Annotated in this window: 20 protein-coding genes; 8 read left to right on the forward strand and 12 right to left on the reverse strand. The window is 69.4% G+C overall.

All coding sequences use genetic code 11. The annotated features are described in order from the left end of the window. Positions 1-36: 36 nt before the first annotated feature. The gene (locus ABNX08_RS31095) at positions 37-609 is read right to left on the reverse strand and encodes a low affinity iron permease family protein (protein ID WP_022539636.1); all 573 of its coding nucleotides are present in this window, start codon (positions 607-609) and stop codon (positions 37-39) included. 309 nt (positions 610-918) lie between these two features. Between ABNX08_RS31095 and ABNX08_RS31100 the strand changes: the two genes are divergently transcribed. After that, the gene (locus ABNX08_RS31100) at positions 919-1,254 is read left to right on the forward strand and encodes a BON domain-containing protein (protein WP_022539637.1); all 336 of its coding nucleotides are present in this window, start codon (positions 919-921) and stop codon (positions 1,252-1,254) included. Between the two features lie 67 nt (positions 1,255-1,321). Here the strand turns inward: ABNX08_RS31100 and ABNX08_RS31105 are convergent, their stop codons facing one another. The 5 genes from ABNX08_RS31105 to ABNX08_RS31125 all read right to left on the reverse strand — a co-directional run bounded on the left by ABNX08_RS31105 (position 1,322) and on the right by ABNX08_RS31125 (position 5,812). Then, a complete protein-coding gene (locus ABNX08_RS31105) occupies positions 1,322-1,789 on the reverse strand; it encodes a PRC-barrel domain-containing protein (RefSeq protein WP_022539638.1) in 468 nt (155 codons plus the stop codon). Between the two features lie 67 nt (positions 1,790-1,856). Further along, positions 1,857-2,447, reverse strand: coding sequence for a hypothetical protein (locus tag ABNX08_RS31110; protein ID WP_022539639.1), 591 nt, complete (start codon positions 2,445-2,447; stop codon positions 1,857-1,859). A gap of 100 nt (positions 2,448-2,547) precedes the next feature. Further along, positions 2,548-3,177 carry a hypothetical protein gene (locus ABNX08_RS31115; RefSeq protein ID WP_022539641.1) on the reverse strand — a complete coding sequence of 210 codons (630 nt, stop codon included), beginning with the start codon at positions 3,175-3,177 and terminating at the stop codon, positions 2,548-2,550. Positions 3,178-3,439: 262 nt separating this feature from the next. Next, positions 3,440-4,297, reverse strand: coding sequence for a sensor histidine kinase (locus ABNX08_RS31120; protein WP_349607282.1), 858 nt, complete (start codon positions 4,295-4,297; stop codon positions 3,440-3,442). 114 nt (positions 4,298-4,411) lie between these two features. After that, positions 4,412-5,812 (reverse strand): sigma-54 dependent transcriptional regulator, encoded by a 1,401-nt coding sequence (locus tag ABNX08_RS31125; RefSeq protein WP_022539643.1) that lies wholly within the window; start codon positions 5,810-5,812, stop codon positions 4,412-4,414. A 384-nt stretch (positions 5,813-6,196) separates the two neighbouring features. Here ABNX08_RS31125 and ABNX08_RS31130 point away from each other — a divergent pair, with 384 nt between their 5' ends. Further along, on the forward strand, positions 6,197-7,243 hold the full coding sequence (locus ABNX08_RS31130) for a sigma-54 dependent transcriptional regulator (protein WP_041682238.1): 1,047 nt from the start codon (positions 6,197-6,199) through the stop codon (positions 7,241-7,243). Here the strand turns inward: ABNX08_RS31130 and ABNX08_RS31135 are convergent. Both ABNX08_RS31135 and ABNX08_RS31140 read right to left on the reverse strand, forming a co-directional pair. Then, positions 7,240-9,240 carry an ATP-binding protein gene (locus tag ABNX08_RS31135; protein ID WP_022539645.1) on the reverse strand — a complete coding sequence of 667 codons (2,001 nt, stop codon included), beginning with the start codon at positions 9,238-9,240 and terminating at the stop codon, positions 7,240-7,242. The two genes, ABNX08_RS31130 and ABNX08_RS31135, sit on opposite strands and share 4 nt — an antisense overlap. A 236-nt stretch (positions 9,241-9,476) precedes the next feature. Next, a complete protein-coding gene (locus ABNX08_RS31140) occupies positions 9,477-10,484 on the reverse strand; it encodes an SDR family oxidoreductase (RefSeq protein ID WP_022539646.1) in 1,008 nt (335 codons plus the stop codon). Positions 10,485-10,744: 260 nt separating this feature from the next. Here ABNX08_RS31140 and ligD point away from each other — a divergent pair, with 260 nt between their 5' ends. From ligD to ABNX08_RS31160, 4 genes are all read left to right on the forward strand, one after another. Then, complete coding sequence (ligD, locus tag ABNX08_RS31145; protein WP_022539647.1) at positions 10,745-13,615, forward strand: DNA ligase D; 2,871 nt, start codon at positions 10,745-10,747, stop codon at positions 13,613-13,615. A gap of 171 nt (positions 13,616-13,786) precedes the next feature. Further along, complete coding sequence (locus tag ABNX08_RS31150; protein WP_022539648.1) at positions 13,787-14,191, forward strand: hypothetical protein; 405 nt, start codon at positions 13,787-13,789, stop codon at positions 14,189-14,191. Positions 14,192-14,512: 321 nt separating this feature from the next. Then, complete coding sequence (locus ABNX08_RS31155) at positions 14,513-16,501, forward strand: response regulator (protein WP_022539649.1); 1,989 nt, start codon at positions 14,513-14,515, stop codon at positions 16,499-16,501. A 225-nt stretch (positions 16,502-16,726) separates the two neighbouring features. Next, positions 16,727-17,788: a Ku protein gene (locus ABNX08_RS31160; protein WP_022539650.1), complete on the forward strand. Its 1,062-nt coding sequence runs from the start codon at positions 16,727-16,729 to the stop codon at positions 17,786-17,788. A gap of 215 nt (positions 17,789-18,003) precedes the next feature. On the opposite strand, the gene ABNX08_RS31165 is transcribed toward ABNX08_RS31160, so the two are convergent. Together ABNX08_RS31165 and ABNX08_RS31170 are read right to left on the reverse strand one after the other, a co-directional pair. Beyond that, positions 18,004-18,447: a BON domain-containing protein gene (locus tag ABNX08_RS31165; RefSeq protein ID WP_041681858.1), complete on the reverse strand. Its 444-nt coding sequence runs from the start codon at positions 18,445-18,447 to the stop codon at positions 18,004-18,006. A gap of 303 nt (positions 18,448-18,750) precedes the next feature. Beyond that, positions 18,751-19,011 (reverse strand): hypothetical protein, encoded by a 261-nt coding sequence (locus ABNX08_RS31170; protein ID WP_349607272.1) that lies wholly within the window; start codon positions 19,009-19,011, stop codon positions 18,751-18,753. Between the two features lie 239 nt (positions 19,012-19,250). On the opposite strand from ABNX08_RS31170, the gene ABNX08_RS31175 reads away from it, so the two are divergent. Next, positions 19,251-20,207, forward strand: a complete 957-nt coding sequence (locus ABNX08_RS31175) for an oxygenase MpaB family protein (protein ID WP_041681859.1) — start codon at positions 19,251-19,253, stop codon at positions 20,205-20,207. 19 nt (positions 20,208-20,226) lie between these two features. Here ABNX08_RS31175 and ABNX08_RS31180 read toward each other — a convergent pair whose 3' ends face one another. Both ABNX08_RS31180 and ABNX08_RS31185 read right to left on the reverse strand, forming a co-directional pair. Further along, positions 20,227-21,807 (reverse strand): MDR family MFS transporter, encoded by a 1,581-nt coding sequence (locus ABNX08_RS31180; protein ID WP_022539654.1) that lies wholly within the window; start codon positions 21,805-21,807, stop codon positions 20,227-20,229. A gap of 170 nt (positions 21,808-21,977) precedes the next feature. Continuing rightward, the gene (locus ABNX08_RS31185) at positions 21,978-24,041 is read right to left on the reverse strand and encodes a methyl-accepting chemotaxis protein (RefSeq protein WP_022539655.1); all 2,064 of its coding nucleotides are present in this window, start codon (positions 24,039-24,041) and stop codon (positions 21,978-21,980) included. 864 nt (positions 24,042-24,905) lie between these two features. On the opposite strand from ABNX08_RS31185, the gene ABNX08_RS31190 reads away from it, so the two are divergent. Continuing rightward, the gene (locus ABNX08_RS31190) at positions 24,906-25,247 is read left to right on the forward strand and encodes an RNA chaperone Hfq (RefSeq protein WP_022539656.1); all 342 of its coding nucleotides are present in this window, start codon (positions 24,906-24,908) and stop codon (positions 25,245-25,247) included. Positions 25,248-25,408 lie beyond the last annotated feature (161 nt).

The following is a 25,408-nucleotide window of genomic DNA, read 5'->3' on the forward strand; positions in this document are numbered from 1 at the left end:
GGAGGCGACGGCATGGCGGGGCCCGGCGCGGCCCGGCTAGGGGCTGACCGCGGCGGTAGAACCGGTATCCGCCCGCACTGGCTCATCCTGTGCAGGCCCGCGGCGCGACGCGCGCGCCTGCAGCTTGGCCGCGTGGTTCTCGCGCGCCTCGTCCAGCGAATGGCTGCACTTGATACCGTCCTCCTTGTCGGCCAGCTCGGCCAGGTGGCGATAGAAATTGACCAGCTGGCGCAGTTCCTCTTCGTCCAGGTCTTCGATCGACACCAGCATGTTGCTGGCTTCGCGATGCGAGGCCAGCAGTTCGTTGAGCTTCAGGTGAACCGCGACCGCGTCCTTGTTCTGGCTCTGCTGGATCAGGAACACCATCAGGAAGGTGACGATGGTGGTGCCGGTATTGATAACGAGCTGCCAGGTCTCGGAATAGCCGAAAATCGGCCCGGTAATGCCCCAGGCCACCACCACGCCAACGGCCAGCACGAACGCGGTGGGCGAGCCCGCCTGGCGCGTGGCGGCACCGGCGAAGCGGTCGAACACATGCAGCATGCGGGCATGTTTGCCGGAATTGGGCTGATGGCCAATGCCCGGCAGGATTGGACTGGTCTTGCTCATCGTTGCGCTCCCGACATTGAACCGCCACGCGGCGGCATGCTGATTTCATTGTATGGAGCGCGGTGCCAAAGTGCAGCGGGCGCAGTCCTACAACGCGCGCTGCACTTGTACCGCCGTTGGCGTTGTCCGGGCTGCGGCGCGACTTTCCTTTCTACATCGGGTGATAAATCTTGCCGACGCCACCGGTGTGCGGAGTGGAAACGCTCGCATGCGCGACGGCGCGTTGGCGGGAATGCTTCTTGCGCCGGTCACAGGCTACGCAGCGAAGGCGGGGTACGCCTTCAGATGTTCGATTCCAGCAAAGGAGCAATGATGAACCGCAACGCCTCCTCAGCCGCCGATGACGAAGCCCTGCGCGTGGCCATACGCGCCGAGATTGCCGCGGCCTTCGCTGGCCGCTTTCCTGAAGGCGTCACGCTCGACGTGGTGGATCGCCGCGTGACCGTGCGCGGCTGCGTGGACGACGTCGGGGTCGCGCAGCGCATCGAGAAGGCCGCAGCGGTCAGCGCGGGCGTGCTCGGGGTACATAACGAACTGTCGCTGCGCCGCCAGCCCGCGCCCGAGCCAAAGGGGCAGCCGCAGCACAGCGGCATGAACGCGGATCCCGCGCGCAAACCGTCGGGGCAGGTCCACCATAAGGTGTGAAAAAAAAGAAAAGGCCCGGCGCCGGATCCATGCCGGCGCCGGGCCTCCCCCCGGATGACCGCATAAGCTACTTGCGGTCTTCCCATGGATCGTAGCGATCCGCTTCCCAATACGGCGAAATCCCGTAGTACTGGTGGATGCTGGTGGCCCACTGCGAGTCGGCCATGCTCGGCCAGTGGTCCTTGTCGAACCCCGGCGCGGCCTTGAGCCGGTCCTTCTCGACGCCGAGCACGAAACACTTGCGCCGCGTGTCCAGCGTCAGCGCCGACCACGGCAGGGCGAACAGCTTCTCGCCGATGCCGAGGAAGCCGCCCATGGCCATCACTGCGTAGGCCACGCGTCCGCCCAGCACGTCGATCATGATGTGGTCGATGGTGCCGATATCGTCGCCCGCGGGGTCAACCACCTTGTTGCCCTCGAGCGTATCGGCGGCCATCACGAACGGGCCGGGACCCGGGGAATTGCGGTCGATGCCGCCGACGATCGATGCGCCGCGCGGCTGTTCGCCCGGGGATTCAGGTTGGACTGGATTCATGGACACCTCCGTTTATGCCTTGGGATGGAAGGACGCCGGCGCTGGCATCGCCCGCGCCCGCACTGCGCTAGCTGTATTCGCGCGTTCTCGGGTTTTCCGCCGGCACCGGCGGCACGGTCGGATCGAAGTCTGCCCAGCGGCCGTCGACCCAGCGGCCATCGGCGCGCTCCACGTCCTTGGCGCCGCCCTGGCGCAGCAGGTCCGCCACCGCGGCCGGGTTCCCGCGGGCCACATGCGCGGCCAGCACCACGCCGGCGTTGCGCACCGCCGGCTGCCCGGTCAGCGGGTCGCGCCGCACGTTGCGCGCGAGCGCCAGCGCGCCGGCCAGCGACCCCAGGTAGGCACCGAGGCCAACGGCAAACACCATCACCAGGATCGACAGCGGCGGCGCGGCCGACACCGCGGAAATCAGCGCTGCGCCCAGTGCCGCGCCCACCGCGGCGCCGATCAGCACGCCGGCGATGGCACCGATGCCCGACTTGCGCGCGCCTGCATCGGCGGCGTGGTCGCCGCCCAGCGGATAGGCCGCGTGTTGTCCCGGCGGGTTGACGTAGAACAGGTTGAGGTCCTTGTCCGCAAACCCGTGCGCCTTCAACCGGCTGGCTATGGTTTCTGCGGCGGAAAAGCTGTCGAAGCGACCTGCAATGATGGCGGACATGCTGGCTCCTTTTCGTTCATCCGATGGGTTCGGGCCGCAGCGCAGCGCCGGTGGCGCCGCGCTGCCGCGCATGGACTAAAGGTGGCTGACGTGCTCGCTCTCAGCGGCGGCCGGTCGAGCCCTTGCGCTGACCGGCTGGCTTGGCACCTGCGGGCTGCTGTTCGCTGCCGCGCTTGAGCTTCCAGTCGACATCGTCGCGCGCGGTCTGCGTCTTCTTCTCGGCATGCATGGCCGCGCTTGGCGAGATCGGGTCGCTGGCGGGGAAAGTCATCTCCAGGGAATCGTCGACGGCAGCTTGGTAGGTCTTGCCTTCCTTGCGCGGCTTGTCACCGGCCTTGGCGACCTTGCCGGTTTCGGCACGGCCGGCGCGTGCGCCAGGACTGGCCATGGCGGACTTGCCGGTCTTCGCGGCCGGCTTGGCGGCAGGCTTCGCTGACGGCCTGGCACTTGCCTTGGCGGCAGGCTTGGCGGAAGGCTTGGCGGCTGCCTTAGCGGCTGACTTCGCCGCAGGCTTCGCGGCCGGCTTTGCCACGGCCTTGGCTGCGGGCTTTGCGGCAGGCTTTGCGGCCTTCATCGCCGCGCCGCTCTTGCCGGCCTTGCCTGCGGAAGCAGCCGAAGCGCGCGAGCTGCGGGCGGCCTGCGCCTTGTCGGACTTCATGTCGGACTTCGCGCCGGACGACTTGCGGGCAACCTGCGCGGCCTTCTCGGATGGGCGGCTGGCTTTGGGCATGGTTGGTCCCTCCTTGGTTGAGTAACTTACCCATGCAAGGCGCGGGCCAGATGCCAGGCGGATGGCACATGCGGGCGGGAGCGGAGGCAGGGCCTGCCGTGGGGGCCGCCATGTTGCCGTGGGGCTGCGGTCAGGCTGCGGCGGGCGCGCCGCGCTCTGGCAAGCGGTACGCGTAGCGCGCACCGCACGCCTGTAAAAACTACATCGCCATGGAAGCGTTATGAACGCACATTGAGGCCGTCATCGCGCCGCGCGCGACCGCTCACCCTCCGCGCACATGCCGCGGGAACCGGACCGCGATGCAGACGCTGATCTTGTCGCTGTCGCAGCCATCGCTTTCCGCGCTCAGCACGGCGCCATGCAGTTCCACCATGCGGCGGGTCAGCAGCAGTGCGGTACTTTGCCGCGCCGGTGGGGCGCCATCCGCCGCCGGGGGCCGGCGGCCAAAGAAGTCGGTCAGTGCGGCCAGCCGGCTGGCGCTGCGCTGCTGGTCCAGCGGCGGGCTTTCGGTGATGCGCAGCCTGACGTGGTCGGGCTCGCCGGCAATTTGTACGGCGATCGTGCCGCCGGCCGGGGCGCGCCAGATGCAGTGCACCAGCAGGTGCCGCAGCAGCGGCGCCAGGCGCGCCGCGTCGGCGTCGATGACGTAGGCGGAATCACCGGCGCCGTCGGTGGTCACCGGCGACAGCAGCACCCCGCGCGCCTCCGCCGCCGCGCGGCGATCGGCAATGGCCTGGGCCACGGCTTCGAGCAGGTCGACCTGCTGCCAGCGCGGCACCGCCTCGTCGGCGAGCAGCCGCACCCCTTCTTCCATTTCCTCGATCAGCGCGAGCTGTTGCTGCATGCCGGCGCGAATGCCGTCCAGCGCGCGCTGCGCCGGCGCGGGTGCAGTATCGAAGGCGCGGTCCAGCACGTAGGCCCAGCTCTGGATGGCATTGAGGGAAGAACGCAAGTCGTGCGCCGACTGCTCGATCAGCGCGCTCACTTCCTGCACGCTTTGCACGGCCAGCCCGTCCAGCGAGGCGGTGGCATCGCTGCGCGCTCCTGCATGGCCAGCGCCATGCAGGGGAGGACGGTCAGAGACGTCCGGCGTGCCGGATTGCGGCGGTTGCTCAAGCATCATCGTGTCGGCCTGGTTGGCTACTTTGGCTGAAGCAAGAAGCGTGCGGCACGGGGGCACCGTAGGCCACCACGGGACGCGAACCGCCGCAACCGCTTGCCGGCACGCACGCCGTCACCCGGTGGCGGACGAACCGTTGTCGTTGCGCGAGGCGCGCAACCACTCCGGCAATTCGCCACGGGCGGCATAATCTTCCAGCCGGTTGTACAAAGTCTTCAGGCTGATGCCCAGGATCTCGGCCGCGTGCTTCTTCACGCCGGCGCACTGCTCCAGCGTGGCGAAGATCAGCTGCCGGTCAGCGTCGGCCAGCGACATGCCCACCGGCACCGACACCACCGCCGCGCCCGGCGCCTGCGTGGCCGCCACCTGCAGCGGCACCTGCACTTCGGTGATCAGGTCGTCGTCGGCCATGATGAAGGCCCGCTGCACGAAGTTGCGCAGTTCGCGCACATTGCCCGGCCAGGCGTGCAGGCGCAGGCTCTCCAGCACATTCGGCGCGAAGCGGCGTTGCGTGCCCTGTTCGGCATTGAGCTGGTCCAGCATCAGGTTGGCGATCTGGAGCACGTCGTCGCCGCGCGCGCGCAGCGGCGGCAGCTCAACTGGGAACACGTTCAGGCGGTGGAACAGGTCGGCGCGCAGCTTGCCGTCCGCCACCGCTTCTTCCGGGTTGCGGTTGGTGGCGGCCAGCACGCGCACGTCGGAGTGGCATTCACGGTTTGTGCCCACGCGCATGAAGGTGCCGGTTTCCAGCACGCGCAGCAGCTTGACCTGCAACTCGGCCGGCATCTCGGTGATTTCATCGAGGAACAGCGTGCCGCCGTCGGCGCGCTCGAAATAGCCCTTGTGCTGGCGGTCCGCGCCGGTAAAGCTGCCACGCTCGTGGCCGAACATCTCGCTTTCGATCAGCGTGGGCGAGATCGCGCCGCAGTTGACCGCCAGGAACGGCTGGCGCCGGCGCGACGAAAGCTCGTGCACGGTCTGCGCGGCCAGCTCCTTGCCGGTACCGCTTTCGCCGATCAGCAGCACGGTGGCCTCGGTGGGCGCCACGCGCGCGAGTTGGTCATAGACTACCTGCATCACTTCGGAGCTGCCCATCAGCCGGCCGAAGCGGCCATAGCGGCGCAGTTCGCCGCGCAGCGAATGGATCTCGGCGCGCAGCTCGCCGGTGGTGGCAAGGCGCTTGAGCACGGTCTGCAACCGCGCCACGTTGATGGGCTTGACGAGGTAGTCGGTGGCGCCGGCGCGCAGCGCCTCCACGGCGCTTTCCACGCTGGCGTAGCCGGTGGTGAGGATCACCTCGACGCCGGACGCGCCGACCTCGTCGAACAGTTCCATGCCGTTGCCGTCGGGCAGGCGCAGGTCCGCGACGATCGCGTCGGGCATGCGCCAGCCGATCTGCAGCCGGGCTTCACGCAAGGTGCCTGCGGTGGCGGAACTGAAGCCTTCCATGGCCACGATCTCGGCCAGCGCGGCGCAGGCGTTTTCATCGTCATCGACAATCAGGATGTGGGGCATACGATCCGTCAGTGAGACCTAATAGAGTCCTGAGCGCAACCCTGCGCGCGCCTGGCTCTCCGTGCATTGCGGCGGTAGCTTTTGGGCTGGCTCCGGCCGGGGGCAACGGGAACGATCCGCCGGCACGCTCCATGCGAGGCGTGGCTCGGCGGCAGGTACAGGCGACGACACTGGCACTGCACCGGGGGTTCTGCACTGCGTATTGCAAGTCTAAGCGCGGGCAGGCACGGTCGTTGCCGGTGTCCGTCTGACACGGCTGTCGGAACTTTCCGCGCCTGTTCACGCACGTCTGGCAAGCCCCCGTGGCAAAGGCTAGCATAGGAAGTTCCCACCTTCCCATGACTTGACTCGCCCCGCTGCGAGGCCTCCGAGGCGCCAGTGACCGTGACAGTGACTGCCAGCACACCGCGGCGCAGCAACGCCGCCTCCCATTCCAGCCACCCGGGCAGCGCGTCCGGGGGAGAGCCCGCGCCGCGCCGGGCGGTGCCGTCGCAGGTGACGCTGCTGTGGGAGAGCACCGCGCCCGCGATGCGGCGCTTGCTGGCGCAGATCGAGCGCGTTGCGCCCACCGACGTCACCATGCTCGCCGTAGGGGAAAGCGGCTCTGGCAAGGAAGTGGTGGCGCGGGCCGTGCACGAGCGTAGCGCGCGCCGCAAGGGTCCCTTTATCGCCGTCAATTGCGGCGCGATCCAGCCCACGATCATCGAATCCGAACTGTTCGGACATGAAAAAGGCGGCTTCACCGGTGCGATCGAGCAGAAGGCCGGCTACTTCGAGCAGGCCCAGGGCGGCACGCTGTTTCTCGATGAAGTCACCGAGATGCCCCTGGAGATGCAAATCAAGCTGCTGCGGGTGCTGGAGGGGCGCACCTTCCACCGCGTCGGCGGCGACACGATGATCGTCACCGATGTGCGCATCCTGGCGGCCACCAACCGCGATCCGGTCGAGGCCGTGCGCTCAGGCCACCTGCGCGAGGACCTGCTGTACCGGCTGGCCGTGTTCCCCTTGCATATTCCGCCGCTGCGCGAGCGCCTGGACGATATCGTGCCGCTGGCGCGCCATTTCCTGGCTGAGTACAACGCCATGGAGCACACCGACAAGGCGTTCTCGGCCGCGTCGCTGGACCGGCTGGTGCGCTACGACTGGCCTGGCAATGTGCGCGAGCTGAAGAACGCGGTCTACCGCGCCTTTATCCTGGCCGACAAGGTGGTGGAAATCGGCAACCCCAACCTGGCCACGCAGCCACCGCGCCCGACCACCGTCGACGGAGTGGTCAACGTGCGCGTGGGCACCACGCTGGCCGACACCCAGCGCGAGATCATCATGGCCACGCTGGCGCGCTTTGACGGCGACAAGCGCCAGGCCGCGCGCGCGCTCGGCATCAGCCTGAAGACGCTATACAACCGGCTGGACGCTTACCGCTCGCTCTAGGACTGGTCCGGCGGCTGGCCCTTGCCCGCTGGCTGCGCCAGCGCGTGCGACAAGGCATCGAGCGCCAGTGGCTTGGTCAGGTGCGCATGAAAGCCCGCCAGCTGGCTGCGTCGCTGCTCCTCGGCGGTGCCGCGCCCGGTCAGCGCCAGGAACTGCACGCCGCGGTCCGCGCCCGCCTGGCGCATCGCCTGCAGGACCTCATAGCCCGACATGTCGGGCATCTCCAGGTCGAGCAGCACGCAGTCGGGGCGGAATTCGCCAGCCACGGCCAGCGCCTGCTGGCCGCCGTGGGCCGCGCGCGCCTCGTGGCCGAGCAGGGACAGCAACTCAGCCATGCTGTCGGCCGAATCCGCGTTGTCGTCCACCACCAGCACGCGCCTGCGCGGCACCGTTCCCGGCGGCCGCGCGTCCGCCTCGCGCGCGCGGCCGGTGACGCGGGGCAGGATCACGGTAAAGGTGCTGCCCTTGCCGGCGCCGGCGCTGTCGGCCTGGATCGCGCCGCCATGCGCTTCCACTACCGCCTTGGCCAATGCCAGCCCGATGCCCAGCCCGCTGCGGCTGCCGGCCTCGGCCTCCTGCGAGAACAGGTTGAAGATGCGGTCCATCGCCGCGAGCGGCAGGCCCCGCCCGGTGTCGGACACGGCCGTGACCACGCGCGCCGGCTCCACGCTCACGCGCACGCTGACGGTGCCGCCGCACGGCGTGTACTTGGTGGCGTTGCTGAGCAGGTTGAGCAGCACCTGCCCCAGCCGCGCCGCGTCGGCGCGCACATAGGGCGAGGTAGCCGGCAGTTCCACGACCAGTTGCTGGCCGGCGGCGTCCAGCATGGGCCGGATCGCGTCGAGGCTGGCGGTCACGACATCGTTGTACGAGGTCGGCGTCAACTCCATCTTCATCTTGCCCGCGGTCACGCGGCCGACGTCGAGCAGGTCGTTGACCAGCCGCTCGAGCTGGTGCAGCTGCCGGTCGATGATCTCGGCGCAGTGACGGATGCGGGTATCGGCGGTGGGCGTCAGCGCAATCACCTCCACCGCGTTGCGCACCGGCGCGAGCGGGTTGCGCAGTTCATGCGCGAGGATGGCCAGGAACGACTGCAGCCGGCGGTTGCCGGTCTCGAGCACCTCCAGCCGCAGCGCGTCGCTGAGGTCGCGCGCGGTCCACAGCAGGCCGTTGGGACAGCCGCCGGCGTCGCGCACCAGCACGATGCGCGCCTGGCAGCGCACGATGGTGCCGTCCTTGCGCGCCACGCGCTCGTCGCCCGCCCACTGCCCGCAGGCGCGGGCGGCATCCAGTGCCACCCGGTGGCGCCCCGCGGCAGCGTCCTGGCGGGTGTAGAGCAGCGCCAGCGGCTGGCCCACGGCGTCGGCTTCGGCATAGCCGGAGAGTGCCTGCGCACCGACATTCCAGCTGCGGATGGTGCCGTCGAGGTCCAGTTCGCAGATCGCGGTGCCGGGCAGGCTATCGGCCAGCAGGCGCAGGCGCGACTCGGCCAGCGCGGCGTGTTCGGTGGCAGCCTGCTGCACGGTGATGTCGCGGCAGGACACCACGAAACCGCTGGACGCGGCCGTGGCTGCATCCCCGTTCGGCGACGGCATGCCCGGCATCTCCGCGCCGATCGCCAGCATCATGCAGTCCGCCTGCAACAGGCTGCCGTCGCGGCGCACGCGCCAGCCCTGGTCGCGTGCACTGCCGGTTTGCGCGGCCATGCACTGCAATTGCTGCGGCAGGCCGGCGGCAATGTCATCGGGGCGGTGCAGGCAGGAAAAGTGGCGGCCGAGGATCTCGTCGGCGCTGTAGCCGAACACCTTGCGCGCGACCTCGGGCCATAGCGCGATGCGGCCGTCCGCATCGGTCTCGAACACGGCGCAGTCTTGCACGGCATCGAGCAGGCGCCCGTATTGGATGGCCTGCTGCTGCGTGGGATGGCCCGCCATGGCGCCCCCTGGTTCGCCAACGGGTGACGCGCGGACACCTTTTGCCGTTTGCGGCTCGGCCATGAGCGCACCTTCTGCATAGGTGGAGATGGAAATCGGCAAGTCCCGGCCGGAACCGCGCGGCGCAGGGCCAAATGCCCGCCATTTGGCGGGCATCCGTGTCAATGATAGGCGCTCGCGGCCCATGCGCCACCCGTTCTGGCTTCACCAGGCCTCGCCGCACCCTTTCGGGGGAGCACAGGCATCAAAGGGGCGAAAGCCCCGCGTGGAACGGCTCCGCACGCGGGGCAGCATGGCACCTAGCGCGAACGCCGCAACTGGACCATTGCGGCCAGCGCGGCCGAGGCGCCGACCACCAGCGCGGTCGTCAGCATCGGGTACCGCGCCGTGGTGGTGTACGGGCACGAGTGCAGCGCACCTTGCGTGCCGCCGCGCTCCTGCAGCCCGCTGCCGCTCCCGTAGAGCGCATTGTCCTCGAGCGGCCCGGCCGGGTGGCGGGTCTGCTGGGCCCGGCCGATAAAGCGGCGCATAAAGCGGTCGAAGGTATGCGGCGCGTGGTAGGCCGCCGCCGAGAAGGCCTTGGCGGCGGCGCCGACGAACAGGTCGCGGCGCGGGTTCTCGGCCGCGAACAGGATCGCGTCGGCGGCCAGCGCCGGGTCATACAGCGGCGGCGGCAGACGCGGCTCGACATCGAGGAAATTCTTGGCATGCCGCGCGAGCGGCGTTTCCAGCCCGGCCGGCTTGATCAGCGTCACGCTGACGGGCGCCTGCTCCTGTTCCAGCTCCACTCGCAGCGAATCGGTAAAGCCCTTGATCGCATGCTGCGAGGCCGCGTAGGCGCTTTGCAGCGGCAACGGGCCATCCGATGCCTCGCTGCCCATGTTGATGATGGCGCCGCCGCACTCGCGCAGGTGCGCCGCCGCGGCCAGCGAGCCGTGCACGGTGCCCCAGTAGTTGGTGTCGAACAGCCGGCGCTGGTCTTCCAGCGGCACATCGCAGTGGCGCCCGAAGATGGTCACGCCGGCGTTGTTGACCCAGGTATCGAAGCCGCCGAAACGCTCGATGGCCGTCTGCGCCACCCGCGCGACATCTTCATGCTTGCCCACGTCGGCCGCCACGGTAATGACTTCGGCGCCATGCTCGCGCAGTTCTTCCGCCAGCTGGTGCAGCGAATCCTCGCTGCGCGCCACCAGCACCAGGCGCGCGCCCTGCTGCGCTGCCTTGCGCGCGGTGACCAGGCCCACGCCGCTGCTGGCGCCGGTCAGCACAATGACCTGTGAGCCGATCTTTTTCAGGGTTGGTTTCATCTGCCGCTTCCTCCTCGGATGGCCCCGGCACGGCGCCGGGCATGCCTCTAGCTAGTCGCAAGGAGTATTCCCGTCCGGTGCGCCAAGGCGCACCGGTACGGGCGCGGATAACGTCGCGAGACGGGTGCCGCAGAATTACAACGCCCGGTAAGAACCACATACCGCGTCCCCAGCCCACGGCGCCTGTAGGACGGGCGCCGATTTCGGCAAGGCCATGTGCTGCCTAAGCTGGATGCATTCCCCTGCAACCGGCGACAGCCATGGCCAAGACGACGCGGCAGGATCCAGGTGAAGGCCGCACCCCGGCAAAGCGCACCGGCAAGCGCGCGGGTACTGCCGCCGCCAAGGCGCCGCGTGCGGCTGCGCGCAAGGCGGCAGCGAAGTCCCCAACCAGGACCCCGACCAAGTCCGCTACCAAGTCCGCTACCAAGGCAGCGGCCCCCGCGCGCAAGCGCACCGCCGGCACGGCGCCCGCCGCGCTCGACAAATACCGTCGCATGCGCGACTTCGGCGCCACGCCCGAGCCCGGCGCCGCCGCGGCGCGCGCCCGGCCCGCGCCACGCAAGCGCGCCGGCGAGCTGTCTTTCGTGATCCAGAAGCATGCCGCGCGGCGACTGCACTATGACTTCCGCCTGGAACTGGGCGGCACGCTGAAGAGCTGGGCGGTGCCCAAGGGCCCCAGCCTGGACCCCGCCGACAAGCGCATGGCCGTCCATGTCGAAGACCATCCGATGGAGTACGCCGGCTTCGAGGGCGTGATCCCCGCCGGCCACTATGGCGCCGGCACGGTGATCGTCTGGGACCGCGGCAGCTGGGTGCCGGTGGGCGACGCCGAAGCCGGGTATCGCGCCGGCAAGCTGAAGTTCGAGCTGCGCGGCGAGAAGCTGCATGGGCACTGGACGCTGGTGCGCATGCACGGCAGCCGGCAGAAGGCGCAGGGCGAACAGGACGCCTGGCTGCTGATCAAGGAACGCGACGAAGCCGCGGTGCCGGCGTCGGAGTTCGATGTGGTCGAGGCCATGCCTGACAGCGTGCTGGGTGGCACCGAACGCAAGGCCCCGGCAAAGCGCTCCCCCACCACGGGAAAGGCAAAGCGCGCGCAGAACCCTGACGACGCGGAGGCCGCACCGGCAGGCACCTCAGTGAAGGCCCTGAAGCCCCCGCACGGGGCCGCGCGCGCGGCACTGCCCCTGGCGCTGGCGCCGCAGCTGGCCACGCTGGTGGAAAACCCCCCGTCCGCTTCCCAGGCCTGGCGCTACGAGATCAAGTTCGACGGCTACCGGCTGCTGGCGCGCATCGACGGCAAGGACGTGCGCCTGTTCACGCGCCAGGGCCATGACTGGACCGCCAGGTTGCGCGCGCTGGCGCGCGACGTCGGCGCGCTGGGACTGCCCGACGGCTGGCTCGACGGCGAAATCGTGGTGATCGGCAAGCATGGCGAGACCGACTTCCAGGCGCTGCAGAACGCCTTCGACACATCGCGGGTGGAGGCGATCCAGTACTTCGCGTTCGACCTGCCGTACTTTGCCGGCCATGACCTGCGCAAGGTGCCGCTGGTGGCGCGGCGCGCGCTGCTGCGGCGGATCTTCGAGCACAACACCTCGGCGCGGCTGCGGTTCAGCGAGGACTTTGAAGCGAGCCCCGAAGAGATGCTCGATGCCGCCTGCCGCATGAAGCTGGAAGGCGTGATCGGCAAGCGCGCGGATTCCAGATATGTGAGCGCGCGCAGCAACACGTGGATCAAGCTCAAATGCACGCTGCGCCAGGAATTCGTGGTGGCGGGCTTCACCGACCCCAAGGGCAGCCGCGAAGGCATCGGCTCGTTGCTGCTCGGCGTACATGACAGCGGCGGGCGGCTGCGCTACGCCGGCAACGTCGGCACCGGCTTCGACACGCGCATGCTCGGCGTGTTGCGCAAGCAGCTGGACGCGCTGCGCGCCGATGACCCGCCGTTCGACACGGTACCCGCCGGCGTCAAGGGCCACTGGGTGCGGCCGAACCTGGTGGCCGAGGTGTCGTTCGGCAGCTGGACGCGCGAAGGCCGCGTGCGCCATGCCGTCTTCCATGGGCTGCGCAGCGACAAACCCGCGAGCGCGGTGTCGGTGGAACGCCCGGCCGAGGCTGCCGCGAAGGGCAAGGCCGCGGCAAAGACCGTAAAGGAGACTGCCAGGGCCGACAGCACGAAGACAGGAACCGGAGCAAAAGCGAAATCAGGCGCGGCGGCAAAGCGCCCCACCGCCGCCGGCGGCAAGGTTGCCATCAGCAATGCCGGGCGCGTGATCGACACCGCCTCGGGCCTGACCAAAGGCGACCTGGTGCGCTACTACGAGCGCGCCGCTGCACTGATGCTGCCGCACCTGCGCGGGCGCCCGATCGCGATGGTGCGCGCGCCCTCGGGCGTGGGCGGCGAGCAGTTCTTCCAGCGGCATGGCGACACGCTGCGCGTGGACGGCATCAACGTGCTCGATCCCGGGCTGTGGCCGGGGCATCCAGCGCTGCTGGAAATCGTCTCGGAACAGGCGCTGGTCGCGGCCGCGCAGCTCAACGTGGTGGAGTTCCATACCTGGAACGCCAGCAAGCGCAGCATCGACCGGCCCAACCGCATCATCTTCGACCTGGACCCGGGCGAAGGCGTGGCATGGTCGCATATGCAGGAGGCCGCCGCGCTGATGAAGGCGCTGCTCGACGAGCTGGGCCTGGCCAGCTTCCTGAAGACCAGCGGCGGCAAGGGCCTGCATGTGGTGGTGCCGGTCACGCCGCGCGCGGGCTGGGACGAGGTCAAGGGCTTTGCCCATGACGTGGTGCGCCACGTCGCCGCGACCATCCCGCAGCGCTTCGTTGCCAAGAGCGGCGCGCGCAACCGCGTGGGCAAGATTTTCATCGATTACCTGCGCAATGGTGTCGGCGCCACCACGGCAGCGGCGTTTTCCGCACGCGCGCGGCCAGGGCTGGGCGTGTCGATTCCGGTGTCGTGGGAAGAACTCGACGCGCTGGAAGGCTCGGCGCAATGGACCGTCGCCAACGTCGAGCCAAGGCTGGAAGCGCTGGAAGCGGACGACCCCTGGGCGGACTACGCTGGCACGCGGCAGGCCATCACGCGGGCCGCGGCAAGGCTCGGCCACGTGCGCTAGCGACACTGGCGCGGGCCGCGGCGCCCGGCGCAACTGGCGGCGCCAACATCGAGCGGCACATTTCTTGCCACGTTCCCTCCGTGATCACGCCCCATGAGCACGCCCGCGACGGGCACGTCGCGGCACTGCCTGCAGTGCCCGACGACTCAGCAAACACAGGAGGACACCGCGATGCGCCGACTTGCTATTCCCCGGAAGATACGCGCCGCCGGCGCACCTGATACCGCCGCGCCGCGTGGCTGCCGCGCGCTGCACCGGCTGCTGGTGTCCTGCGCGATGCTGTCGTTCGCGGCCGGCCCGCTGCATGCACGCCTGCCCGCCCCCACGCCGGAGCAGCAGCAGGCAGCCGAGGCCAAGAAGGCCAAGGAGGCAGAAGCTGCCAAGCTCCAGGCCGATGCGCTGGGGCGCGTCCAGGACCAGCTGGCTGCGCGTTTCGGCAAGGGCAGCAGCGCGGGGGCCACGACCGAACCCGGCAAAGTCCCGCAGAAGGCCGCCGAGGCGCCGGGCACGGCTGGCCCGCATGGCGGCACCTCGCCCAGCGCGGAAGCCCACAGTGGCGAAGCCGCGCGCAAGTGAGCGAGGCAGGCACCGGCCAGCTTCGTGGCAATGATGACGGCAAAGCGGCCAACGCGCCGCCTGCCCGGCACGCCTCTTGCCACTGCCACGCATGACGGCCTCAGTGAAGACCGCGACCATGCCGACGCCAAGGGGGAACGATGATGGATCACTTCTGTACGCATGTAATTACGACAACCAGCAGGCGCACCAGTGGGGCAACAATTGCAAACGGCCAGAGCCGGCCGGCGCAGTTTTACACATCGACCTGGTGCGGCGCGGCCATGCCGGCGCCCCCGCTGGCTTCTCGACCGGCGCGCCGGCGCACGGTTGCGTGACGCCATGACTCCGCACACCCCCAACCCCGCGCCCCTTATCCTCAACGTCGACGACCGCGAGGGGCCGCGCTACGTCAAGAGCCGCATCCTGCACCGCGGCGGCGAGTTCTCCGTGATCGAAGCCGCCACCGGCCATTCCGCGCTATCACTGGTCCGCCAGCATGCGCCGGCGCTGGTGTTACTGTCCGCACGCCTGCCCGATATCAGCGGGCTGGACGTGTGCCGGCTGCTCAAGGAGGACCCGCACACCGCACGCACGCTGGTGCTGCTGACCTCGTCCGGGTTGGCGCAGTCGCGCCAGCGGGTCGAGGCGCTGAACTGCGGCGCCGACGGCTACCTGGTCGAACCCGCCGAGCCCGAGGAAGTGCAGTCGAGCATCCAGGCCTTGCTGCGGTTGCGCGGCGCCGAGGATGCCTACCACCGCACCTCGCAGGCGCTGCACGAGAATGAAGACATGTTCCGCCAGCTGGCCGAATCGATGGCGGACGTGGTCTGGATCCTGGACCCGGTGCAAAAGCGCCTGCTCTTTGTCAGCCGCTCGTTCGCGGCGCTGTGGGGCCATTCCGCCGAGCAGCTGATGGAAGATCCGCGCCGCTGCCTCGACCGCCTGGTGCCCGCCGACCGTGCGCGCGTGGAAGCCGCGTTCGAACGCATGCTGCGCGATGGGCGCATGGATATCGAGTTCCAGCTGACACGCCCGGGCGGCGAACTGCGCGAAATCCGCGCGCGCGCTTTCCCCGTGCGCGGCGCCAGCAAGGACGCTGAAACCGCAGGCGCCGAAGACAGCCCGCCGCTGCGCATCGCCGGCACCTGCCAGGACGTGACGCTGCACAACCGCGCCGAGCGCGCGCTGCGCGACGAGGAACGGCGCAAGGACCGCTTCCTGGCGATGCTCGCGCATGAACTGCGCAACCCGCTGGCACCGCTACGCAGCGCCGCGGACCTGCTGCAGCAGCTGTCGCCATCGCGCGAGGACATGTTCCGCGCGCGCGACGTCATCGGCCGCCAGCTGCACCACCTGACGCGGCTGGTGGACGAACTGCTCGATATCTCGCGCTTCAACCAGGGCCGCATCACGCTGCGCCAGGACCTGGTGGAGCTGCGCACCGCGCTCAATACGGCGGTGGAAGCGGTGCGTCCGGTGCTGGACGCCTACCGCCATACGCTGCGCCTGTCGCTGCCCGAGCAGCCACTGCCGGTGCGCGGCGACCTGGTGCGGCTTACGCAGATCTTCAGCAACCTGCTGCACAACGCCGCGGCCTACACGCCCGCGGGCGGACAGATCACAGTGGATGCCACGCTCGACGACGCGGGCCACGTGATCGTCAACGTGCGCGACAACGGCACCGGCCTGTCCGAGGCGCTGCAGCGGCAGCTGTTCGATCCGCTGGCGCCGCCTGAAGACGGCGCGCCCCCCGAGCCTGCGCACGGCGCCTTCCCCCATGAAGGGCCCGGCATCGGGCTGACGCTGGTGCAGAAGCTGGTGCGCCTGCATGGCGGCGTGATTCGCGCCCACAGCCCCGGCGCCGGACAGGGCAGCACCTTCACGGTGACGCTGCCGGTGGAGCCCTGGCAGAAGTGGCATCCCGGCACCGGCAAGGCCGCGCCGCGCAGCGGCGTGCCGCGCCGGATCATGGTGGTCGACGACAACGTCGATGCGCTCGAGGCCATGACCATGACGCTGCAGACCCTCGGCCATACCGTGGTGACCGCCCCCGATGGCCCCAGCGCACTGGCGCGCGCGCCCGCTGTACGGCCGGAGGTGGTGCTGCTCGATCTGGGCATGCCCGCCATGGACGGCTTCGAGACCGCGCGCCGCCTGCGCGCGCTGCCCGAGATGCGCGGTGCCACGCTGGTCGCGCTGACCGGCTTCGGGCAGCCCGAAGACCGCCGCCGCGCGCTGGAAGCGGGCTTCGACCAGCACCTGGTCAAGCCGGCCGACCTGGAGGCGCTCACGCGACTGCTGGATGCACTTGGCAGCGAACGCGCGTAGCGGCCGCAACCGAACCAACCCGCAACAAGGAGCCTCCGTGCATACCACGCCTGAACCCGACATCCCGACGCGCAAGCCTGAAAGCCCGCCGCCGGAGCACCCCCCGGGCATCCCCGAACCCGAACCCGTGGCCGACCCGCCGCCCGGGGATACGCCGCCTCCGCCGCCGCAACGTGCAAGCAGTGCCAGCGCGCCCCCGCGCGCTTAGCGCAAAGGAGCCGTCAAGTGTCCCGCATCATCTGGAAAGGCGCCATCACCTTTGGCCTCGTCAACATTCCTGTCGTGCTGCGGCCCGCGTCGCGCAACCAGACGCTCGACCTGGACCTGCTGGACGTGCGCGACATGGCGCCGGTGGGATACCAGCGCATCAACAAGAGCACCGGCAAGCCGGTCGACAAGGAACATATCGTCAAGGGCTACCAGTACGCCAAGGACGAGTACGTGCTGCTCAACGACGAGGATTTCCGCCAGGCCAATGTCGAGGCCACGCAGACGGTGGATATCGTCAGCTTTGTCGACGCGGAAAGCATTCCGCCCTATTACTTCGACACGCCGTACTACCTTGAGCCCGACAAGCGCGGCGAGCGCGGCTACGCACTGCTGCTCGCGACCATGCGCCGCACCGGCCGCGCCGCGCTGGCGCTGGTGGTGTTGCGCGCGCGGCAGCACCTGGCCGCGCTGCTGGTGCATGACGATGCGCTGGTGCTCAACACCATGCGCTTCGCCGACGAAGTGCTGCCGATATCCGAACTACACTTGCCCAAGGCGGCAAAGGGCAAGGCCACCGGCGCGCACGCGCGCGAGGTCGAGATGGCGACCAAGCTGGTCGAGGACATGAGCCAGGACTGGGAACCCGAGCAGTACCGCGACACCTACCGCGACGACCTGATGGCGCGCATCGAGGAAAAGATCGAATCCGGCAACACCCACCAGCTGACGCAGCCTGCCGAAGAGGAAGAGACGCCGCGCCAGGGAGCCAAGGTCATCGACATGGTGGCACTGCTGCGCAAGAGCCTGGATCACCGCGGCAAGGCGGAGGAAGAGCCGGCGCGCGGCAAGGAACGGGCAAAGGCCGAAGCCGAGGACGCCGAAGAGGAGACCGGGAGCGAAGGCCGCACGCGCCGCAAGGCGCCCGCGCGCCATGCGGCGGCGAAGAAACAGACGACGGCCAAACGGGCTGCGGCGCCGGCAAAGCGTGCCGGCACGGCCACCAAGCATGCGCCGGCGAAACGCGCGCCGGCGGCGCGCAAGAGTACCGGCACCGCGCGGAGGAAGCAGGCGGCGTAGTGCCAACGAACTCCGAACTCCGACGCGGAAGAGGAGATCGGTTTTGAGTGCGCCAAAGCCGCCCGAGCGTGCCTAAGCAAGGTGTTCTCCCTCTCCCCTCATGGTCCTCATGGGGAGAGGGACCGGGGTGAGGGGTGGTCTAGCTAAGAACCACACCAAGCGGGGCCTTCGGTTTTATCCAGCTCGACGCGCGCTTTGACGCGCCCCCTGCCCCCTCACCGCACCGACACCTTCAAGTTGTCATTCACCGACGACACACCCTCCACACCGCGGATCGCGTCCAGCGCCATGTCGTGCTGCTGCTTGCTGGGCACCGTGCCGGTCACATCGACCTTGCCGTTGGTCGTCTTCACATGGATGCCGGTGGACTTCAGGTCCTTGGTCGCCAGCAGCTTGGTCTTGATCTTGGTAGTGATGGCACCGTCCTCGACCGCCTGCTTGGCCTTGTCGGCGCCCTCGTCCGGAGCGGCGCTGCGATCGGGATCGGCGCGTCCGGGCATGCCCGGCGCGGAGTTGACGGGCGCCGCGGGCGCATTGTCCGCCGCAACGAAGATCAGGCCGCTCTTGTCGAGTGCCAGCGCGCTGCCGGCAGCCGCCGCCAGCGCTGCGGACACGCATGCCATCCGCAAGGTGCGCGCGGAGGTTCGGGGAATTCGCATGGCTTTCTCCTGTACGGGTTCCCAGTGCGTTCGCCGCAACGCATGACTCGCACGCCGCACGAACCACTGGTAAGGCATTTTTGTGCAAGCTCCGTACCCGCGTGACCTTAGGCCGCCACGCATGCTTTACGACGCTCCGCGTGTGTAAATCGGGCCACCTGTTGTAAAAGCGGGCTACCTGCCGCAGTGCCTTATCCGATCCATGCGGCCTGCCATGGTTCGGAACGCGCGGCGCGGCGGCGCTGTCGTGCTTGGCATGGTGATTGCGAGACAGCTATGCGGCAGTTCGCCGCGCCAAGGAGACTAGCAATGGGACAGCAGCAACAGCCGGGTCAATCGCAGTCGGGCCAGAAGCAACAGGAACAGTCGCAGACGGGCCAACGCGGCGGCCAACAGCAGCCAGATAAACAACAAGGCGGCGGTCAGATGGGTAACCAGGATCGCAAGCAGGATCAACAGCAACAGCAGGATCGCGGCAGCTCGCAACCGGGCCAGCAAGGCGATCAACGCAGCGGTCAGCAAAGCGGCCAGCAGGGTGGCCAGCAAAGCGGTCAGGGCGGACAACGCCAGCCGTAAGCCGGTCAACCAGCCCCAGTAGCTGACGACAACAGGCAGCTATCCGGGTATGTGCGGCAGCAACATGCGGTGTTGCCGCAGGGGCATACGCCGGAAATTGACAGGCCGGAACTCCCGCGAGGGAACTCCGGCCCTTTTTGTGCAGCCGCCTCTGCGGCACGGCCTGCGCACGCCGGCCGCATCCCGTGTATGCTGGCCGTGACATCCTCCTTGCAGCGCCACCGCTCTTGTCCAGCTTTACCGACCCCGCCACCGGTCGCCCTCCGCAGCGCCCGCGCGGCCCGCTAGACCATCTCTCCGCAAAGCTGCGCGGGCGTGCCGGCGCGCACGTGCGCGCGCTCACGCGCAGCAACTCCGGCCTGAGCCTCGACTATGACAACCCGCCCGGCGACCCCGGCCTGTTCGGCCCGGACGCGGTCTGCTGGCGCGTGCATGCGGACTTCCCTTCGATGCTCGCCGGCGGCGTCAGCGCGCTGCTGCTGCAGACGCTGCATCCGCTGGCGCTGGCCGGCGTGTGGGACCACTCGAGCTTTCGCACCGACATGCAGGGGCGCCTGGGGCGCACTGCGCAATTCATCGCCGGCACCACCTACGGCAGCCGTGCCGATGCCATGGCGTTGATCCAGCGCGTGCGGCGCATCCATGCCGGCGTGGTGGGCGTGGCGCCGGACGGGCGGCACTATGCGGCCTCCGACCCGGCGCTGCTGACATGGGTGCACGTGGCCGAGGTGTCGAGCTTTATGGCGGGCTACCTGCGCTATGTCGGACCGCTCGGCGAGGCCGAGCAGGACCGCTACTACGACGAGGTCGCGCGCATCGCGCAGATGCTGGGCGCCACCGATGTGCCGCGCTCGTGCGCCGCCGTGCAGGCCTACCTGGAAGCGATGCGGCCGCAGCTGCAGGCCAGCGAGCGCACCCGCGAGGTGGTGCGGCTGGTGCGCAAGATGCCGGTCGCCAACCCGCTGCTGCAGCCGGCGGTGCGCATCATGGCCGATGCGGGCATCGCCCTGCTGCCGCCGTGGGCGCGGCACGAACTCGACCTGGACGGGCCGTCGATACGGCGCCCCGCCGCGCTGGCCGGCATGCGCGTGCTGGCGCCCGCGCTGCGCTGGGTGCTAGGGGCCGGCCTGGCGGCACGCGCGCGGCGGCGCGTGGCCCGCGGCGAAGGGGCCCCTGCCGGCTGAGCGCGCGACTGCCGCTACGCTATTCCGCGGCAGCCGCCGCGCTGGCGGTGCTGCCAGGGCTGCCCCGCAGCACCGTCTCCGGCAGCCGCGCCACCAGGAAGGGCGCCAGCAGCGATACCCCCGCACTCATCAGGAACAGCAGCCGGAAGGCATGCTCGGCGGCCTGCCGCACCGCGGCGGCATCGCCATCGGCCTGGCCGCCCGCCATCACGCGGTGGAACATCTGCATCAGCACGTCTTCGCCGCCGCCCAGGTCCGTGACCGCCATGCCGCCGTGACGCAGCAGTGCGATCAGCACCGTGGTCAGCACCGCCACGCCGACCGCGCCGCCCAGCATGCGCGAGAACGCCGTCAGCGCGGTGGCCACGCCCACATGCTGCAGCGGCACCGCGTTCTGCGTCGCCACCAGGCCGCTGGGCAGCTGCAGGCCGATCGCGAAGCCCAGCGCCACCATCACCAGCGCGCTCAGCCACGCCGAGCGCGGGTCAACGAAGGCGAGCGCCACGATCGCCAGCGGTGCCACCAGCGAGCCCGCCATCTGCAGCGGCTTGTAGCGCCCGCTCCACGACATCAGCCGCCCGGACGCGAACGCGCCGAACGGGATCGCCAGCGTCAGCGGCACCAGCCGCAGCGCCGCGGCATCGGCCTGCGCACCGCCCACCACCTGGAAGCGCAGCGGCAGCAGCACCGACATCGCGATCAGCTGGAAGAAGCACAGGAACAGCGTGATGCAGCAGATCGCCACGGTCGGCACGCGCAGCATGGCCAGCGGGATTACCGGGTCGGCCGCGCGGCGCTCCTGCCAGATGAAGAGCACCAGCGCGGCGAGCCCGGCGACCAGCATCGCCAGCGTGTCTGGCCGCCACGGCGACTGCCCCTGCCCGAGCCGCGTCAGGAACACCAGCACGCCGCTCAGGCCCGCGCCAAACAACAGCGCGCCAATATAGTCGATGCGGTGCCGGCGCCCGCCCGCGGGCAGGTGGCGCAGCGCGCGGCGCACGGTCACGAGCGCGAGGAACGCCAGCGGCAGGTTGATCCAGAAGATCCAGCGCCATGACAGGAAGTGCGCGAGATAGCCGCCGATCACCGGCCCCGCCATGCTGGCCACGGCCCACACGCCGCTGACATAGCCCTGGTAGCGCCCGCGCTCGCGCAGCGGCACCACGTCGGCAATGGTCGCCTGCGATACGGACAGCAGGCCGCCGCCGCCCAGGCCCTGCAGGATGCGCGCGAGGATCAGCTGCGGCATGGTCTGCGCCAGCGCGCACGCAACCGAGGCCAGCAGGAACAGCACGATGGCAAAGGACAGTACCGAGCGCCGGCCCAGCACGTCGGAGAGCTTGCCGTAGATCGGCGTGGTCACCGTGGACGCCACCAGGTAGGCGGAGATCACCCACGCCATGTTGTCAAAACCGTTGAGCTGCAGCGCGATATCGGGCAGCACCACCGCGACGATGGACTGCTCCAGCGCGCCCAGCAGGATCGCCAGCATCAGGCCGAAGATCACCTGCATGACCGGGACCGGCGCAGGCGAGGCGGTAGCGGGAGCGGAAGTGCTGGCGGCCGCAGGCTGCGGCGGCTGGGGGGAGACGGCGGTCATGGGCACCTGCGAACGGCGGGATCGCGGCCGGGTGCAACGGTACCTGGGGGTACGGGGGCGCTGCGCGGTGGCCGGGCCTGCTCTTGTTGCGGAGTCAAGGAGAGCGCCTATTGTAGGCGCTTCGTGCAGCCGTTGCTGGCTGGGGTGCCGGCGCCGATGCCGCTACCCGGTCAGAAGGTTTCCCAGTCGCCCGCGTCGGCCATGGCGGGCAGTGCCGCGCGCCGGCGCGGCGCCGCTTGCAGCACCGGCTCCTGGCGGCGGTGGGTGACGGGCGGGCGCTGGCGGGTCGGTGTGGTCGGCGCCCGCGCCGGCAGCACGGATTTTTGCGGCTTGCGTTCGACCGGCGGACGGCTCGCGGCGGGGACGGCCGGCGGGCGCCCAGCGGACGGCCTGGGTTGCGGTGCGGGCGGTCTGGATTGAGGAGCGGCCGGAGCAGGCCGGCGTGCGGGCGCGGCGGCGGTTGGTGCCCGGGCGGCGGGCTGCGCCCGTACCGGCGCGGGCCGCGCGGCGCGCGGGGCAACCGGTGCCGGCTCGGCCGGCATCGCCGGGACCGCGGCCCTGGGCGGAGCGGTGCGCGGGTTCGCGCGCGGGGTGGGACGCAGCGGGGCACGCGGGGCAGCCGCGGGAACGGCTGCAGCCATCGCGGCAGCCGTCTCGTGCGGCGCCTGCGGCGCCTCGGCCTCCACCTCGAAACGCCCGACCTCGGCCACCAGCCCGTCGGCCTGGTGCAGCAGGCTGTGCGCGGCCGCGGCGGCCTGCTCCACCAGCGCGGCGTTCTGCTGGGTCACGCCTTCCATCTGCGTCACCGCCAGGCTGACCTGTTCGATGCCGGCGGTCTGCTCGGTGCTGGCCGCCGAGATCTCGCCAATGATATGCGTCACGCGCCCGACGGCGCCGACGATGTCGTCCATGGTGCGGCCGGCCTCCTCGGCCTGGCGCGCGCCTTCCCGCACCTGGCGCACCGAGCCGCCAATCAGCTCGGCGATCTCCTTGGCCGCCGCCGAAGAACGCTGCGCCAGGCTGCGCACCTCGGTCGCCACCACGGCAAAGCCGCGCCCCTGCTCCCCCGCGCGCGCGGCTTCCACCGCCGCGTTGAGCGCCAGGATATTGGTCTGGAAGGCGATGCTCTCGATCACGCCGGTGATTTCCGCCACCTGCGACGAAGACTTCGAGATGCTGTCCATGGTCTGCACCACCTCGCGCACGGCGCGGCCGCCTTCGGAGGCGACCTCCGACGCGTTGACCGCCAGCTGGCTGGCCTGGCGCGCATTGTCGGCATTCTGGCGCACGGTCGAGGTCAGCTGCTCCATCGACGCCGCGGTCTGCTGCAGCGACGCGGCCTGCTGCCCGGTACGCTGCGACAGGTCGGCATTGCCGCGCGAGATCTCGCGCGTGGCGCCCTCGATCGAGCCTGAGGCGCGCTGGATCCCCTGCACCAGCCCCGACAGGTGGCCGAATGCACGCTCCAGCGCGGCCAGCATGCGCCCGGTCTCGTCGCGGCTGTGCACCGCGACGCGGTAGCGCAGGTTGCCGGTGGCGAGCGCCTCGGCCGCCTTCAGTGCCTGCCGTACGGGCCGCGTGACCGAACGGGTGATGGCGATGCCCAGCACCACGGCCAGCGCCGCCGCGGCCGCCGCCATGCCCAACAGCAGGTTGCGGGTCCAGGCGTAGCTGGCGCCGGATTCCTTCACCGCCTCGACCGCGCTGGCACGGCCCATCGCCGCGATGCGGTCGAGCTGTTCGAAATATGGCCCCTGCGCGGCCGGCAGCGTCACCACCAGCGCGGCGCGCGCGCCGGCGAACTCGCCGGCGCCGAGCTGGCGCAACACCATGTCGAGCTGGCCGTCGTAGGCCTGGCGCGCCGCGTCCAGGTCGGCAAAGAGCTTCTGCAGGTCCGGCCGGCCGGAAGCCGCCGTCACCTTGCCCATCTCGGCCAGCGTTTCCTGCATCGACTTGCGCAGCGCCTGGATGCGCTCGGCATTCTGCGCAGCCATCGCCGGGTCCTCGGTCAGCGTGGCGTCGCGCACCATGATGCCGACCTCTTGCGCGTGTTCCTTGACCCGGTTCAGGTCCAGCACCTTCAGCAGGCGGCCCTCGACGGTCATGCGCATCGCGTCGTTCATGCCGCCCAGGGCAGCCACGCCCGCTACGGCGATGCCCACCAGCAGCACCACCACCAGGAAAAAGGCCAGGGACAGGCGAACCCCTATGCCTAGGTTTCGGAACCATGCCATCACAACGCTCCCTTCTGAACTGGATATGTTTTGTTCGTATGAGCGCGGTCCTGCCAGCCAGGCGGCAGCGCTGGCGGTCTATCGGCGTTCAGCGAACACTTCTTGAAGGGAAATGAGAATTGATGGCAAAAACCCCCGCTATTCGGAGGATTGCGCAAAGCCGCGGCGGCTTTTAATCTCGGCGGGCATTCCGACCGGTCGGTTAATTCCGACCGTAGCGCCACAGAGCGCGGCCCAAACGACGTGGGTCAAAAAAAGAAGCCCACGCGCGGGGTGCTCGTAGGCTTTCCAGGACTGCTTGAGCCAACCGGCTCTGGTGATGAATATAAACGCGCTTACATGAGGTGTAAATCCCGTTTCTTTCAGGGGATTCCCTTATGACACTAAGCGTCTGCTTGCGCACTTTTAGTATTTTGCACCCCTTCGCCACACCGGGATACTTTTAGCAGGAGTTGGCGAATTTCCCGCGAGCCCTTGGCACGACAGCGGTCGCCCCCTCGCCCACCGCAAGGATTGTGCGATGGCAAGTCTGTTACAATACCACGTACGAGATAGCAAGGTTTTTTGTAGAGCAGGGCCTCTAGTTGCAGAACGACGCTCTGCCCGTCAAGGTTTGTAAAACTTTGTTACTCTCAACCTTGAAGTATTCCCCTTCTCTTCTGGCAGCGCCAACCGCCGGCACCTGCGTGACGCCCCGGGGTCCGAGCGCCGGGCCCGTCGACACCGTGGCCCCGACGGCCAGCCCCACCGCCGGTACCGAGAGCGGATGTTTCTCCTGCCGCCCTGGCCGTGCCGCTCCCCATGCCGCCGGCCAACGGACCGTTATCAGCCGCCAGAACCCTTGTGGGCTCTTCCGGAGTCGTCGTGAAGAAGAAGGAAAGCGGGCCCAAGCGAACCCGCCGCAAACAAACGCAGTTCCAGCAACTCGCGGCACATTCCAACAGCCGCGCCCCGGTGGTCGTGCACCTGTCCAACGGCACGCGGCTGCAGGGCATCGTCCTGGCCACGGACGACTACATGCTGCTGCTCGGCCGGCAACTGGACGACAACCAACCCACCCTGGTCTACAAGCAAGCCATTGCGCTGATCACCCCGGCCGCCGCTCCCGGCACCCCGGGCATGGCCGACGTGCCCGAACTGCCCGCGCCGGTGACCCGGCCGGACTTCGTGCCTATCTATATACCGCGCACCCGCAAGCGACGCTGAAGCTGGCGCCGCCGGCGCGCATGCCACGCCCTTCCAGCCGTCCCACGCCAAGGGGCGGGATGCCTTCGTTCGCCCGTCGACACCCATCGAACTATCGCAGAGATCACTCTAAACCTTTGCCGAGCTCGGTCGATAACCCAAGCAACGGAGGCACTCTACGC

The organism is Cupriavidus sp. DF5525, from assembly GCF_040149425.2.
Classification (GTDB): domain Bacteria; phylum Pseudomonadota; class Gammaproteobacteria; order Burkholderiales; family Burkholderiaceae; genus Cupriavidus; species Cupriavidus pickettii_A.

Bases quoted from the DNA above. Each gene is read 5' to 3' on its own strand.
- ABNX08_RS31165 (WP_041681858.1), bottom strand. From the start codon at position 18,447: ATGCGAATTCCCCGAACCTCCGCGCGCACCTTGCGGATGGCATGCGTG.
- ABNX08_RS31125 (WP_022539643.1), bottom strand. From the start codon at position 5,812: ATGCCCCACATCCTGATTGTCGATGACGATGAAAACGCCTGCGCCGCG.
- ABNX08_RS31100 (WP_022539637.1), top strand. From the start codon at position 919: ATGATGAACCGCAACGCCTCCTCAGCCGCCGATGACGAAGCCCTGCGC.
- ligD (WP_022539647.1), top strand. From the start codon at position 10,745: ATGGCCAAGACGACGCGGCAGGATCCAGGTGAAGGCCGCACCCCGGCA.
- ABNX08_RS31150 (WP_022539648.1), top strand. From the start codon at position 13,787: ATGCGCCGACTTGCTATTCCCCGGAAGATACGCGCCGCCGGCGCACCT.
- ABNX08_RS31180 (WP_022539654.1), bottom strand. From the start codon at position 21,807: ATGACCGCCGTCTCCCCCCAGCCGCCGCAGCCTGCGGCCGCCAGCACT.
- ABNX08_RS31140 (WP_022539646.1), bottom strand. From the start codon at position 10,484: ATGAAACCAACCCTGAAAAAGATCGGCTCACAGGTCATTGTGCTGACC.
- ABNX08_RS31115 (WP_022539641.1), bottom strand. From the start codon at position 3,177: ATGCCCAAAGCCAGCCGCCCATCCGAGAAGGCCGCGCAGGTTGCCCGC.
- ABNX08_RS31120 (WP_349607282.1), bottom strand. From the start codon at position 4,297: ATGCTTGAGCAACCGCCGCAATCCGGCACGCCGGACGTCTCTGACCGT.
- ABNX08_RS31095 (WP_022539636.1), bottom strand. From the start codon at position 609: ATGAGCAAGACCAGTCCAATCCTGCCGGGCATTGGCCATCAGCCCAAT.
- ABNX08_RS31105 (WP_022539638.1), bottom strand. From the start codon at position 1,789: ATGAATCCAGTCCAACCTGAATCCCCGGGCGAACAGCCGCGCGGCGCA.
- ABNX08_RS31110 (WP_022539639.1), bottom strand. From the start codon at position 2,447: ATGTCCGCCATCATTGCAGGTCGCTTCGACAGCTTTTCCGCCGCAGAA.
- ABNX08_RS31135 (WP_022539645.1), bottom strand. From the start codon at position 9,240: ATGGCCGAGCCGCAAACGGCAAAAGGTGTCCGCGCGTCACCCGTTGGC.
- ABNX08_RS31155 (WP_022539649.1), top strand. From the start codon at position 14,513: ATGACTCCGCACACCCCCAACCCCGCGCCCCTTATCCTCAACGTCGAC.
- ABNX08_RS31185 (WP_022539655.1), bottom strand. From the start codon at position 24,041: ATGGCATGGTTCCGAAACCTAGGCATAGGGGTTCGCCTGTCCCTGGCC.